This is a genomic window from Ignavibacteriales bacterium (genome assembly GCA_026390575.1).
In the GTDB taxonomy this organism is placed as follows: domain Bacteria; phylum Bacteroidota; class Ignavibacteria; order UBA10030; family UBA10030; genus Fen-1298.
This window is the reverse complement of the sequence record JAPLFR010000016.1, coordinates 664,650-678,369: the sequence shown is the minus strand read 5'-3', so window position 1 is coordinate 678,369 and position 13,720 is coordinate 664,650. Positions and strand designations below refer to the sequence as shown.

Below are 13,720 nucleotides of genomic sequence, written 5' to 3'. Positions count from 1 at the left end.
TTACCATCCTGCGACTGTGTCGTTAAGAATATCTTCTGTTAATTTTCTGACCGCTTCTGTTACTCCCTCGTTGCGCTGCGTCAAACCACCGCCCGAAGGATAATCTCCCCAGTTGCTAAAATCTTTTTCCCACACTTTTTTCCTAAGTTTTAAATCCTGAAAGGTCATTCGTACGGTTACCGTAATACGTCGCTGTGCGACCTGTTCGCTGCCTTGGAGTACCGCGGGTTCGTCTTTCACGTTTGTTATCACGCCTTCGAGCATAGAATCTGCAGTATTGCGGTCTGTTAATTGAAGTGTATTATCGTTTGTAAATAGAGCTACTAATTGTTTCGTGAACGTATCCCGGAGTGTTGGATCACCATAGGGGCTGGCATCTTCCACAATAGGAATCGCGATTGTTTTCAGATGCGGCGGCACCGATCCACCCTTAAAAGAATAAGTACATCCAGCAAGGAGCAATGAAAGAAGAATAATGAGCAATGAAAGAAGAAAATGTGCTCTCTTTTTTTTCATTGAAGTCCAAAGTCTTTTATTTTTCGGTACAATGTTCGCTCGCTAATATTCAACTCTTTTGCTGCAAGACGCCGATTCCCTTTATTGCGTTCAAGCGAACCAGAAATCATTCGTCGCTCCATTTCGTCCATCGTGAGAACACCGTTGCCGTTGTGTGGTTGTACATGGTTGCCTTGCAGTTCATCTACAACGGACACCCGTTCAGTCAGCAGTTCTTTCATCTCAATAATATTGGATTTAAGATCAACCAACGCACGATAAATGAGCTCGCGTTCTGCTTGCTCAACAGTTTTATTTGATACAACCGGCAGATTCCGTTCCGTGACCACTGACGATTGCTCGTGAAGATATTTTCTCACATCGTACCCGTCAAGTCGTTTCCCGCTTTCCAGAACAAGCATACTTTCGATGGCGTTTCGTAATTCACGAATATTTCCCGGCCAGCTATAACTCATCAACAATTCAGTTGCGTCATCAGTAAATCCGGCGAACTGAATCTTGTTCTTGTCGGATGTCTCTTTCACAAACTGCTCAACAAGCGCGGGAATATCTTCCTTCCTGCTGCGCAGCGGCGGCAAATGAATATTTACCGATCGCAGTCGAAAATAGAGATCAGGACGAAAATGTTTTTGCTGAACTTCATACTCCAGCAGTTTGTTCGTCGCCGCGAGAACACGTACATCTGTCCTGCGCGCCGAAGACGAACCGACTCTCATATATTCACCGCTTTCCAGCACACGCAATAGTTTCACTTGCGTAGCGAGCGGCATCTCGCCGATTTCGTCAAGGAGAATAGTTCCGCCATCTGCGATCTCAAAATAACCGCGGCGCATATCTGCGGCACTGGTAAACGCGCCTTTTTCGTGTCCGAAGAGCTCGCTTTCAATCAATCCTTCCGGAATTGCACCGCAGTTTACCGACACAAGAGCTTGCTGAGAACGCTTGCTTGCACCGTGAATCGCCTTGGCAATGACTTCCTTGCCCGTGCCGCTTTCTCCAGAGATAAGCACAGTAATGTCTGTCGGTGCTACCTGCTGAACGACGTCAACAATTTCCTGTATCTCCGGCGATTTCCCAACGATGCCGTATGTTTGCTGAAATAGTTCTCGATCCATTAACGTGAAACAACTATCGATGTCAGATTAAATTTACTTTTAATTTCCGCAGTAAATCGCCGCGCTTCATCATACGATTGGAACTCACCCACCCAAACTTTATGCAGTTTTTTGCCCTGGCTGACCATGGTAAAGATGTTTGATTGAAATCCTTCTTTTTCAAATTTTGCTTTCAATTCTCCCGCGTTTTGAAGCGTCGAAAATGCTCCTACCTGCACAGTAAAGTTTGTTGCAAATTTCGGTACAGTTCCTTTGGGTTTCATGACCGTTGGCTTTTCTTTCGCTGCCTGCTTTTCCTCTACGACCGAATTTTTTTCTGCTGCATAAGCGGAGAAGGGATATTCTTCTTTCAATTGTGTCAATTTTTGATTTGCGGTTTTGTATAATCCGATAGAATAATAATATTGATACAGTTTATAGAGCGCATCATCGCCCCATTCACTTTTTGGAAAATTATCCACAATATTCTGATACAGTTTTGCCGCTTCTGCACCATCCGTAGTTAGTACTGCTTGTAAGTACATCACACCAGGATTGTTTTGATAGTTCGTCATGAGTGACGGAAGCTCGGCTCGCACTGCTTCCGCTTGACCTTTCTCGATCATTTCGAGACGACGTCGAATATCCGGTTCACCGTTGTTCATCTGAGCACAGAGCTGTGGTGTGCACAAAACGAAGATACTAATCGAAATGAAAAACGTTTTGATGAGTACTCTCATGGCTTTACCCTTCCTGTGTCGTGAGTATAACAAACTGGGGAAGCTGGTGTCCGGTCTTTGTACCAAACAATGTTGCGGAATTGGCTCGTTCGATACGAATACCAATGTAATCACCAATAGCATCACCATTTTTTGGAAAGACTACCATTTTATTTGTATCGGTTCTGCCGCAAAATTCATGAACGGATTTCTTGCTCAATCCTTCGACAAGAACTTCTACAGTATCACCAATCATAGTTTTGTTTCGTCGAAGTGAAATAGTGCGCTGAAGATCAATAATTTCACTGAGCCGGCGGTTCTTTGTTTCTTCAGGTACATCATCACCCATGTGCCATGCTTTCGTATGCTCTCGCGGAGAATACTTGAATGTGTAAGCGCCGTCAAATTCTACTTCATGCAATAATTCTAACGTTTTCTTGTGATCGTCTTCTGTCTCGGTCGGAAAGCCTGAAATGATATCGGTGGAGAGGCTTACATCAGGAATAATTTTTTTAATTTTACAGACGAGGTTAAAATACTGATCTCTTGTATACGTTCGGTTCATCAATTCTAAAATTCTATTTGAACCGGATTGCACCGGCAGGTGAATATAATGACAAATGTTATCCCGTGATGCAATAGCATCAATCAGCTTATCCGACATATCTTGCGGATGGGAAGTCATAAATCTTATACGCATTTTTTTATCGACATCGGCAACCATGACGAGTAAATCTGCGAAGTCGAATGCACCATCGCTGTACGAGTTCACATTCTGACCAAGCAATGTTGCTTCCTTAAAACCACGGCGTGAAAGATCTTCCATTTCTGAAATAATAGATGCCAACGAACGGCTTCGCTCGCGGCCGCGTGTGAACGGCACAACACAGTACGTGCAAAATTTATCGCAACCGCGCATAATGGAAATCCATGCACTTAATCCATCGGTGCGGAATGGAACAATGTCGTCGTACTTTTCTACGCGGGAAAGTTTTACGGCAATGCCTTTTTCACCGCTATCCGCCGCCTCGATAAGTGCGGGCAGCTTGCGGTATTCATCTGGTCCAATAACGAGATCAACAAAATCTCCTAACTCCATCAACTCATCTCGAACACGCTCTGCCATGCATCCTAGAACACCTACTATAACGTTCGGATTTGCTTTTTTATAATGATTGAAATCACCCAGCCGACCGATGATTCGCTGTTCGGCGTTATCGCGTACGGCACATGTGTTTATCAACACAATATCAGCGCTCGAGAGTGTTTCAGTACATGTAAAACCGGCTTCGCGCATAATGCTAAGGACAATTTCTGTGTCCGCCATGTTCATTTGGCAGCCGTACGTTTCAATATAAACACTGCGATTCGTTTGCATTTCTTTCTTTTTAGTGAATCATGATAATGAAACAATGGCAGACACACAACAAATCACCCACATCATTAAGGTTAATTAATCTTAAAGAGATTGTTGATGTTTTCAATCTTAACCTCTTATCCTATTGCCAAATCGGCAGGTTGCGTACTCCTTTTTGTGAGTTTTTGGGGATTGATTGAACACAAATGCTGTCGTATATTGAAAGAGATCGAATAAGCGTAAATTGAAAATCAGCTTATCGTGAAATATTCTTAGAATCCATAACTTGAAGAAACAAATAAGAAGGCATTATATGGCAAAAATTATTGAAGAGATTAGAGCAAAAGCAAAACAGCTCAAGAAACATATTGTCCTCCCCGATGCAATGGATGAACGCGCAATTCAAGCGGCACGTATCATTTTAGATGAACAGATTGCAAATATTTCTCTCATCGGCAACGAAGAAGCAATTCGCGCCAAGGCACAGCAACTTGGTGTCGGTTTGGAGAAAATACGTATTGTTGATCCTGAAAAATCAGAGAAACTTACCGACTTCACTCATATTTTTTTCAATCTTCGCAAAGCGAAGGGAATACAGTTTGAACAAGCACAGCAGACTATGAAACATCCGCTTTTCTTTGGTGCGATGATGGTTCGAGAAGAAATGGCGGATGGGAGTGTCGCCGGATCGCTTTCGACCACAAGCGATGTGATTCGTGCGGGAATTCAAATAGTCGGAATGCCTGTTGGGATTGCAGTTGCATCGAGTTTCTTCTTGATGGTTTTCCCGCATATAAGTTATTCATATGCCGATTGCGGAGTCGTGCCGGATCCAACAGCAGAACAACTTGCAGATATCGCAATTTCCACAGCAGCGAATCATCGCAAGTTGACAGGCGAAGAACCGCGTGTTGCGATGCTTTCATTTTCAACAAAAGGAAGTGCTTCACATCCTTCCGTAGAAAAAGTACAGAAGGCAACCTCTATCGTAAAAATGAAACAGCCCACCCTCATCGTCGATGGAGAATTGCAGTTTGATGCTGCTATTGTTCCATCTGTGAGTGCAAAGAAAGCTCCGGGTAGTCCGGTCGCAGGCTCAGCTAATGTTTTTATTTTTCCAAATTTAGATGCCGGAAATATCAGCTACAAGCTGACACAGCGGTTAGCCGGGGCTGAAGCTTTTGGCCCGATTATTCAAGGTTTAAAGAGGCCTTGCTACGATTTGTCGCGCGGATGCAGTGTGAGCGACATTGTGACGATGGTTGCGATTAATTCTGTAGCGGGAGCCGTCTAACGAACACGCTTCCATTAGTGAAGCGCACACGTCATACCTGGAGCGAAAGAAGCATTCAAAACTCATCAGAGGTATTTTTTGATGGATGGGGTTCTGTGTCGCGTGGTCGTTTCTATTCAATCCTTGCTAATCGTTAAAAATCTTGCAAGTATTTTCTCTCAGGATTACCGCCAAATACACCTTGCGTCAAGCGGGTCCACGCGCGTTGTGTTGAATCCATGCAATTACTCTTTCGCTCTTGTGAGACGTTCTTCTTGAAATATCAAGCGCAGCGAAATTCGATGTGTATCTCCAAGGTCATTCTCTTTGTCGAATCGAGCAAATGAGTAATCGATATCGAGCTTACGCAGATGAATTCCAGCGCCAAGCGTCATTTGCTTTACATCATTGTACCCAACACGCAGTGCAATAGATTTTTTGAAATCGAATTCAAGGCCCAGGTGTGGATCAAAACTAACAGGGCCGAGATGGGCTATAGAAGCGAATTGACGATTTTCTAACCGAACGTCGATGTCTGCAGTTGGTGCAAATCGTCCGCCAAAAAGATCTATAAAATATGCAGTTCCTACTTTTAATGTTGGCGAGATTAATTCGTTTGTACCGGTGGACCATGCGACCAGTGTTGTCGTAATGTCCTGTGCATTTACCGCAACGTACCAATTATTCGCTGGAGAGTAGAGCATTCCAATATCAAAGCCGATACCTGTTGCGGAATATTCTGCCAAATTACGCCGAAGCACTTTGAGATTGAGACCAAACATTAAACTTGAAGAAGTACGTTGTGCATAGGAAAAGAATATTGCCCAATCGGCTGAATTGAAATACGAAATTTTATCTGGATTGATATAATCGCCGCTATCAAAAAGACCATTATTATTTCTATCTTCCCAAGCGTTGCGTGTATCGGGGATGCCATCTACACCAAGACGCATCACACTTACACCAAGTGTTGCATTTGTACTATAAGGAATTGCCGCGGCAACGAAATCATAGTTCAGCAAACTGCCGAACCCTTCCTCGTGCATGAGCATCACCTCGGGATAATCGATGCGTGCAAGTGCTGCCGGATTCCAATAGCCGGCCGAAGCATCATTCGCGAGCGCTGCATACGCACCACCAAGCCCCAAGGCGCGGCCACCAACACCAATGGAAAGAAACTCTCCTGCATATTTTGCAATATGCTGAGACAATGCGCATTGTCCAATAAGCATCACGAGTAGAAGTACCTTTAGATTCTTCATATTCCACCTAAGACAAAAAACCCGACAATGTGCGCCGGGGTTTGATGACCAAACTCTTTCTCTATCGTTGCGTGATTTGGTCGATGACAACGTTCGAGATAAGTTACGATGCACAACAACAGCACAGCACAACTCTCTCACAATTGTCTATATGCGTATTCCTTTCGTTCTGTTATAAGGTAGAAGATTCCATGAAGAGAATCAAGCTATTCAATACGTTCTGCTCCCAACTCGCGTTTGAGTAAGGTGAGCATTGGATGTTCGTTTATATGCGGGGACTTTTGCATAGCTCCCGCATCCAGATTCTTTATATCTCCAGATACGGTTGGTGTTGTGTAGATCGCTTTTACCGGTATAGTTGCATCGGAACGGAGAACCGGTTCTATTGCAACCTGTTTGCCAATCACTTGATGAAGAACGTTCGCCAGAAAATCTCTATTCCGTTTCAGTGTTGAAACATGATAGTCGTCCGGACAAGAAATACGCACCATACCGTTATGAACATCCAGAATACTCGTTTCCGTTAATGACGTACCGACAGCAATATGTGATTTTGAAACATTACTAACGAACGTGGACCATTGCTCTGTTATCTCGTCGGCAGAAGCTGATTGAATAATTGCTGGCGGTTCGGCAACTCTTTGAATGGAATGCTGCACTTCAAGAGGTTTTGATACTTCGGTTAGCTTTGTAAGATCCGTACCAATAAGTGATGAATAACTTATTGCAGATTTACTTTTTAAGTATCCCGCACCAACCTCGCCAACAACTCTTAGATCGGAAGAGGGTGGCGTACTGTATCGCATGGAGTCTGGAGACGATGGAGCTACATTGATACTGCTGCTACTGCTTATTTTTTTTTTAAGCAACTCGATTTGTTGAAGCAATTCTCCAATCTGCACAGAATTTTCCATCTTCGCCATTTGTATGAGTCCAGCTTCAAGTCGATACCGCGGCTGTGCTGCCCATCGAAGCGCTTGATCTAATTCGTTCGTTTGCTTAATATAGCGCAAGATATCTTGCTCTGTGAATTGACTCGCTTCCTTTTCATACCGCTTCTTATAATTTTCAGATACTTCGATGAGCTGAGTCGATTCAGTGGAGCGCACAATGAGCAAATTGCGAAGATGTTCCGTTAATCCACCGACAAACTCACGTAAATCATAACCGCTTTTTATAACTTCATCAACCAACTGTATAGCACTTTGTGTGTTGTGGCTTTTCAGAAAATCGGACACACGAAAATAAATTTCCTGGTCGACCACATTGAACGCCTTGAGCAGTTCTGCCGTTTTAATCTCACTGCCGCAGAACGACCGTACTTGGTCGAAAATACTCTGTGCATCCCGGAGAGATCCATCGGCACGTTTGGCTATTACCATTAATGCATCATTTTCGATGGTTATATTTTCTGCATGCGCGATTGTTGTAAGTGTCGTAACAATTTCTTCGGTGGCAATTCGCCGGAAATCGAACCGCTGACACCGGGAAAGAATCGTCATCGGCACTTTGTGCACTTCGGTCGTAGCAAATATAAAAACAACGTGTGGTGGAGGTTCTTCCAGCGTTTTCAGGAGCGCGTTGAACGCTTCTTTCGTCAGCATGTGTACTTCATCGATGATATAGATTTTATATGTACCGCGGGTTGGCGTATACCGGACAGAATCACGCAGGTTTCGGATTTCTTCCACGCCTCGGTTGGAAGCACCATCAATCTCAATGACGTCAAGACCACGTCCGTCGATGATTTCCTTGCAGACTTCACATGTATTATCAGGATTTTGGTGAACAGGGGAGAGACAGTTGAGTGAACGTGCAAGAATACGGGCTGTTGTTGTTTTTCCGCATCCGCGCGTACCGCTGAAAATATATGCATGCGCAACGCGGTGAGATGCAATCGCATTGCGAAGAGTATTTGTCACATGGCTTTGACCAACGACATCGTCGAAGATCATCGGCCGCCATTTACGCGCTGTTACTTGATAACTCATTTCATCTCACAGTGGAATATTATTCATTCAAGGATACAGAATTCAGTACATAAAATCCAGAATAATCTTTGTCCGCATTATTTCCTGATGATTTTTGACTTTTTACTTGAGAAGACATACTTCATCGCTTCTTCAATCGTCTCAATCGGAATGATTGCTAATCCCTCTTTCACTTTGTCTGGAATTTCAGTCAGGTCTTTCACGTTTTCTTTAGGGATTAATACTGTCTTGATACCGCTGCGTTGTGCCGCAAGAAGTTTCTCGTTCAATCCGCCGATAGGGAGAACGTTGCCGCGCAATGTAATCTCGCCTGTCATCGCTACATCGTTGCAGGCAGGCCGATTGCTTGCCGCAGATATAATCGCCATAGCCATTGTCACACCGGCCGACGGACCATCTTTAGGAATTGCTCCTTCCGGCAGATGAATATGAATTTCGCGATTCTTGTTAAATTCCGGATTCACACCGAGCTTTTTCGCATTCGAGCGTATGTAGCTCAATGCTGCTTGCGCCGATTCTTTCATAACATCGCCTAGTTGTCCGGTAAGTGTCAGGCGCTCCGTACCGCGCATAATTGTCGCATCAACGTTAAGAATCTCACCGCCAACGCTCGTCCACGCCAAGCCTGTAACAGAACCAATACGCGGCTGTGATTCGGCTGGCTTTGTGCGGAATTTTGGAACACCAAGATATTTTTCCACACTTTCTGAGAGCACAAGAATATTTGTTTTCTTTTTTATCTTTTCCTGTATTCCATTCGTTTGTTTCTTCAGCACCATTTCCTTCGCTACTTTACGGCAGATAGATGCAATTTCACGCTCTAGATTTCTTACACCGGCTTCACGTGTATATTCTTGAATAATCTTTGTGATTGCATCATCTTCGAAATGAACTTCATCCGCTTTCAAGCCATGCGCTTTCAGTTGTTTGCCTACAATATGACGTTTGGCAATTTCTTTTTTCTCGTACTCAAGGTATCCCGGCAATTCAATAATTTCCATACGATCTTGCAGAGGGGCTGGAATGGCAAAGCGAACATTTGCCGTTGTGATGAACATGACTTTCGATAAATCATAATCGACTTCAATGTAATGATCATTAAACGCAATGTTCTGTTCCGGATCGAGCACTTCTAACAGTGCTGCAGATGGATCCCCGCGAAAATCCATACTCATCTTATCTACTTCATCCATCAACAACACGGGGTTGACAACACCAGCGCGTTTCATCGATTGAATAATTTTGCCGGGCATCGAACCGATGTACGTGCGTCTGTGACCTCGAATTTCTGCTTCGTCGCGAATACCGCCGAGCGAAATGCGTACAAACTTTCTGCCCAGCGCACGCGCAATCGATTTTGCCAAGGATGTTTTTCCCACACCAGGTGGACCGACAAAGCAAAGAATTTGTCCGCGCATTTCTTTCACTAAATTCAGCACAGCGATATTTTCGAGAATTCGCTCCTTCGGCTTGTCCAATCCATAATGATCCGCATCGAGGATTTCCTTCACATACGCAATCAATAAATCATCTTTTGTCCGCTTCTGCCATGGCACCGCAATGAGCCAATCAAGATAGTTTCGTGTTACGCCAAACTCAGGAGACATCGGCGAAGTTTTCTTCAGTTTGTTAAATTCCTCAAATGCCTTCTCTTTGGCCTCCTTCGGCATGTTCGCCGCAAGAAGTTGTTCTTTGAGTTTTACCATTTCTGGCGAAGCTTCATCATCACCAAGCTCGTCTTGAAGAATTCTGATCTGTTCCTGAATGAAAAACTTACGTTGCGACTTTTGAATATTGTCCTGCACCTTGGTATCAATGTCTCGTTCTATTTTCAGGATGTCTACTTCTGTGCTGAGAATTTTTGAGAGCTCATACAATTGATCACGAAGCGCTGGTGTTTGCAAAATTCGTTGTTTCACATCCACGCTTTGGACAAGATTGGATGCAATGTAATACATCTTCCGCTGCGGTTCTTTGATGCCGTCGTACGCCATAATTACTTCGGGCGGAATATTACGATTGAGTCTCACATACTCTGCGAAGAGGGCAGATGCATGCCGAACAAGCGCGTCAATTTCACGCCCTGCCGGCGGATCGAGGCGATTCACAATAATTTCTGCTTCAAGGAAATTAGAATTGGGAATAAATTTCTTGATGTTTGCCTGCGCAATGCCGTCAACAAGGATTTTCATCAAGCCATTCGGCAATTTGAGCATTTGAAGTATCTTTGCTACGGTTCCTTCGCGATAGACGTCTTCTTCTGTGGGTTCATCAACCGATGAATTTTTTTGAGCAACAAGGAGAATATTCTTGCCCCTCTCCAATGCTTCGTTCGCGGCACGAAGCGATGACTCTCTTCCAACAAGAACGGGAAATATCATATACGGAAACAATACGACGTCCCGAAGCGGCAAAACCGTTAAAATGTTTGGAATATGATCTAATGTCTCAATATGCAGATTGGGCTTTGCGGTATCACTCATAGAATCGGTCTGGTTTTAGCTACAAAAACAAAAAGAGGGCACATCCGTCTCATACGGACACACCCAGTATTTTCATGATTGTAATATACCGAGGAATGGTAGGAGAGTCAAGGAATGGTGGTAGAAGCTAGAACGGGTGGTTTTTGCTCTTATTATCAACTGTATCATTGTTTTCAACGAGAGCACCCCACCCATCAAATTCACAATTAAACTCAGCCGCAAGATCATACATTTGATTCGACCAGTCGAGCATTTCTTTTGATTGCATAGTAAGTTGCGGTGTATTCCCCGTAATTAAAAACTTTTTGTCACCGCTATTTGATGGTACACATTCAACAGAATAATTCTTTTTTTTAAGTTCATTCATAAGATCGAGTGCGTTGTCCATTGTATCGGTATAGAAAAAAAACTCCACTTCACAGGTATCGTTCGCCGGCGCACCAAGCATTTTCCTCAATTCTATTGACCGCTTTATTGCTTTTTCTCTTGGATTGTAAGACAAGATGGTATACCTCAGGCAGAACTCAAAGCACTTTATGTATGATCGACAAAATCAATATATTTCAAATTTAAAATGATTTACATCAAACTTTTGTTCAGGAAGCGTACAAGCGGTGACGCTTCTTCACATATACGTGCAGTTTCATCAAGCAATGATTCACTGTGGCACTTCGTTTCTGGCAACGAAACACCGACAAAGAATTGCTTATATTTCAGCCAATCGGCCATCGGATTGGTCTCATCATATCCTTTTGGAACACGCTGAAGTTTTGACCAATCGAATGGCGCAAAGCGTTTTTTAAAACGACGATTCTCAATAATCGAAAGAAATTCTTCACCACGTGTAGCAATTGCTTTCCGTATGTTTTTAAGTTGATTACCATCTGGAAGATAGATTCCGCCACCGACAAAAAATTCTCCTGGTTCAAGTTGAATATAATAACCTGAACCGATAAAACCTTTTGGCATTCCTCTCAATACAAAATGTGCAGCAACATGTGTTTTGTATGGAGTTTTGTCCGAGCTGAATCTAATATCGCGATAGATTCTAAAGATGGATCGTTTCGGGTTAAGATCGAACTCTGGCGCAAATCGAGCGAAGTGCGGTTGCAGTGCCGCGATGAATGAAAGCATCGGAGCTTTCACATTTCGTTCGTACTCTTCTTTATGTTTTTCAAACCACTCGCGATTGTTGTTCCGCTTGAGTTGTTTGAGAAAGTTGATACATTCTTTTGGAAATCCTTCAAATGGCGGATAGAGATCAAAATCCATGATAGGTATCTTAGACATAATATTAATCTCCTTTATAATTATTTACTACGAAACTCTATTCCTTGAATCGAGGCGCGAACAAATCCATCTGAATTTTTCAATCTTATTTGCGCTTCCTCGAGTGAGACATTTGCTTTGATCATAACGAGAGCTGTTTTTACATGGAAGTTTGTCTTTGTTAAAAAATCCGTCGCTTCATCGTACGAAACATGTGTGATTATCATAACAATGCGTTTCGCTCGTTCGCGCAATTTTAGATTCGTCGTCTGAAGATCGATCATCATGTTCTCATACACTTTTCCTAAGCGAATCATTGCCGCCGTCGTTATCATATTAAGGACAAGTTTCTGAGCCGTTCCGGATTTCATTCTCGTTGAACCCATAATAATTTCCGGTCCGACTTCCGGACAGAGAGCAATGTCGACTGCAGAAGCTATATCAGAAAATTCTGGGAGATGAAAATTGGATCGAGGATTTGTTGTTATAAACAGTGTGTGCGCACCAAGCTGTTTTGCCCGTTTCACTGCACCGATAACATAGGGCGTGCGGAGACTTGCCGCAATTCCACAGACGATATCATTTATTCCAATATTTTTATTATCAATATCGCAGGCGCCGTTTTCCTCAAGATCCTCTGCACCTTCTTGAGCGCGGAACATTGCTTTCTCGCCGCCGGCAATCATCCCTTGGATCATTTCTGGATTTGTTCCAAATGTCGGCGGACATTCAACAGCATCCAGCACCCCTAATCTTCCGCTTGTTCCTGCGCCAACATAGAGAAGGCGTCCTTCATTCCGAAATGCTTCAACGACAAGTTCAACAGCTTTGGTGATGTATGGTATTTGCGTTTCAACTGCAAGCGCTACTTTTTTATCTTCGCTGTTGATAAGAACAAGAATCTCCTCGATAGAACGAGAATCAATATCCATGCTCGCAAGGTTTCTTTGTTCTGTCATTAAATATTGGAGTTGATTAAAAAGTTCTCTCTCTGTAGACAATGTTGTGTGTCTTTCTATTAATTGAAAATTTCATGCATGAACTACCAATATTTTTTTATCTGAAGCAATAAGCTGTTCCGATCCAGTAAAGGTAAGATCAATCACACTGATATTCACGTGATGATGTCTTCTCTTTGCCAGATCGATCTCCTGTGTCAAGTCACCACCTTTGAATGCAATGAGTGCCGGTGGATTTGGATCTATGAGATCACTTTTTATTATATTTTCAAGTGAACGAGACTGATTTCCTTTATTAAGAAAGTTTATGGAAAAAGCAATTAATTCGTTTAATTGACAAACCGCTCTTGCAATTGCAAAATCAAATTTTTGCAAATACTCGGGTTGCATTCCAATTTCTTCGGCTCTCCCCCACACGACATTGACGTTCTTAAGCTTCAATTTGTCGACCATGTGCGTAACAGCGTTTGCCTTTTTCCTTGTTGCATCAAGACAAAGTAAAGAAATGTCCGGCCGTAAAATTTTTAACGGAATGCCGGGCAATCCGCCTCCGGTTCCAATATCAACAATTCTACTTCCTTCCGCGATTTTTAACTTAAATAATGGCGACACACTATGGAGAATATGATAAGTCCAAACATTTTCTTCGTCTTTTCTAGAGATCAGGTTAATTTTATTATTCCAATCGAGGAGTAATTTTACATATTGATCTAATTGCTCTATCTGAAAATCCGTTGGAGTGACTCCGTTCCCAATACATAGTGTACGAAACCAAATTTTATTTTCAGGTTGCACTA

General features: G+C 43.0%; 12 protein-coding genes. 1 reads left to right on the top strand and 11 read right to left on the bottom strand.

Features of this window, described 5'->3' with window-relative positions; translation table 11 throughout:
* From NTX44_15795 to miaB, 4 genes are read right to left on the bottom strand one after another with little or no spacing between them, the layout of a single operon-like run.
* Complete coding sequence (locus NTX44_15795) at positions 1 to 516, bottom strand: LptE family protein (GenBank protein MCX6123076.1); 516 nt, start codon at positions 514 to 516, stop codon at positions 1 to 3.
* Positions 513 to 1,631, bottom strand: coding sequence for a sigma-54 dependent transcriptional regulator (locus NTX44_15790; protein ID MCX6123075.1), 1,119 nt, complete (start codon positions 1,629 to 1,631; stop codon positions 513 to 515). The genes NTX44_15795 and NTX44_15790 overlap by 4 nt, the downstream gene beginning before the upstream one ends.
* Complete coding sequence (locus tag NTX44_15785) at positions 1,631 to 2,350, bottom strand: SPOR domain-containing protein (GenBank protein MCX6123074.1); 720 nt, start codon at positions 2,348 to 2,350, stop codon at positions 1,631 to 1,633. Before NTX44_15785 ends, NTX44_15790 begins: the two co-directional genes overlap by 1 nt.
* A gap of 4 nt (positions 2,351 to 2,354) precedes the next feature.
* Positions 2,355 to 3,707, bottom strand: coding sequence for a tRNA (N6-isopentenyl adenosine(37)-C2)-methylthiotransferase MiaB (gene miaB / locus NTX44_15780; GenBank protein MCX6123073.1), 1,353 nt, complete (start codon positions 3,705 to 3,707; stop codon positions 2,355 to 2,357).
* A 292-nt stretch (positions 3,708 to 3,999) separates the two neighbouring features.
* Here miaB and pta point away from each other — a divergent pair, with 292 nt between their 5' ends.
* Positions 4,000 to 4,980 (top strand): phosphate acetyltransferase, encoded by a 981-nt coding sequence (gene pta, locus NTX44_15775; protein MCX6123072.1) that lies wholly within the window; start codon positions 4,000 to 4,002, stop codon positions 4,978 to 4,980.
* 224 nt (positions 4,981 to 5,204) lie between these two features.
* Here the strand turns inward: pta and NTX44_15770 are convergent, their stop codons facing one another.
* The 7 genes from NTX44_15770 to rsmG all read right to left on the bottom strand — a co-directional run bounded on the left by NTX44_15770 (position 5,205) and on the right by rsmG (position 13,718).
* Positions 5,205 to 6,221 carry a PorV/PorQ family protein gene (locus NTX44_15770; GenBank protein MCX6123071.1) on the bottom strand — a complete coding sequence of 339 codons (1,017 nt, stop codon included), beginning with the start codon at positions 6,219 to 6,221 and terminating at the stop codon, positions 5,205 to 5,207.
* A 206-nt stretch (positions 6,222 to 6,427) separates the two neighbouring features.
* Positions 6,428 to 8,212 carry a DNA polymerase III subunit gamma/tau gene (gene dnaX / locus NTX44_15765; GenBank protein ID MCX6123070.1) on the bottom strand — a complete coding sequence of 595 codons (1,785 nt, stop codon included), beginning with the start codon at positions 8,210 to 8,212 and terminating at the stop codon, positions 6,428 to 6,430.
* 77 nt (positions 8,213 to 8,289) lie between these two features.
* Positions 8,290 to 10,695 (bottom strand): endopeptidase La, encoded by a 2,406-nt coding sequence (gene lon, locus NTX44_15760; protein ID MCX6123069.1) that lies wholly within the window; start codon positions 10,693 to 10,695, stop codon positions 8,290 to 8,292.
* 127 nt (positions 10,696 to 10,822) lie between these two features.
* Positions 10,823 to 11,197 (bottom strand): ribonuclease E inhibitor RraB, encoded by a 375-nt coding sequence (locus tag NTX44_15755; protein MCX6123068.1) that lies wholly within the window; start codon positions 11,195 to 11,197, stop codon positions 10,823 to 10,825.
* Positions 11,198 to 11,274: 77 nt separating this feature from the next.
* Positions 11,275 to 11,985, bottom strand: a complete 711-nt coding sequence (locus NTX44_15750; protein MCX6123067.1) for a DUF2461 domain-containing protein — start codon at positions 11,983 to 11,985, stop codon at positions 11,275 to 11,277.
* Between the two features lie 20 nt (positions 11,986 to 12,005).
* The gene (gene murQ / locus NTX44_15745; protein ID MCX6123066.1) at positions 12,006 to 12,965 is read right to left on the bottom strand and encodes an N-acetylmuramic acid 6-phosphate etherase; all 960 of its coding nucleotides are present in this window, start codon (positions 12,963 to 12,965) and stop codon (positions 12,006 to 12,008) included.
* Between the two features lie 30 nt (positions 12,966 to 12,995).
* On the bottom strand, positions 12,996 to 13,718 hold the full coding sequence (gene rsmG / locus NTX44_15740; GenBank protein ID MCX6123065.1) for a 16S rRNA (guanine(527)-N(7))-methyltransferase RsmG: 723 nt from the start codon (positions 13,716 to 13,718) through the stop codon (positions 12,996 to 12,998).
* Positions 13,719 to 13,720: the final 2 nt, after the last annotated feature.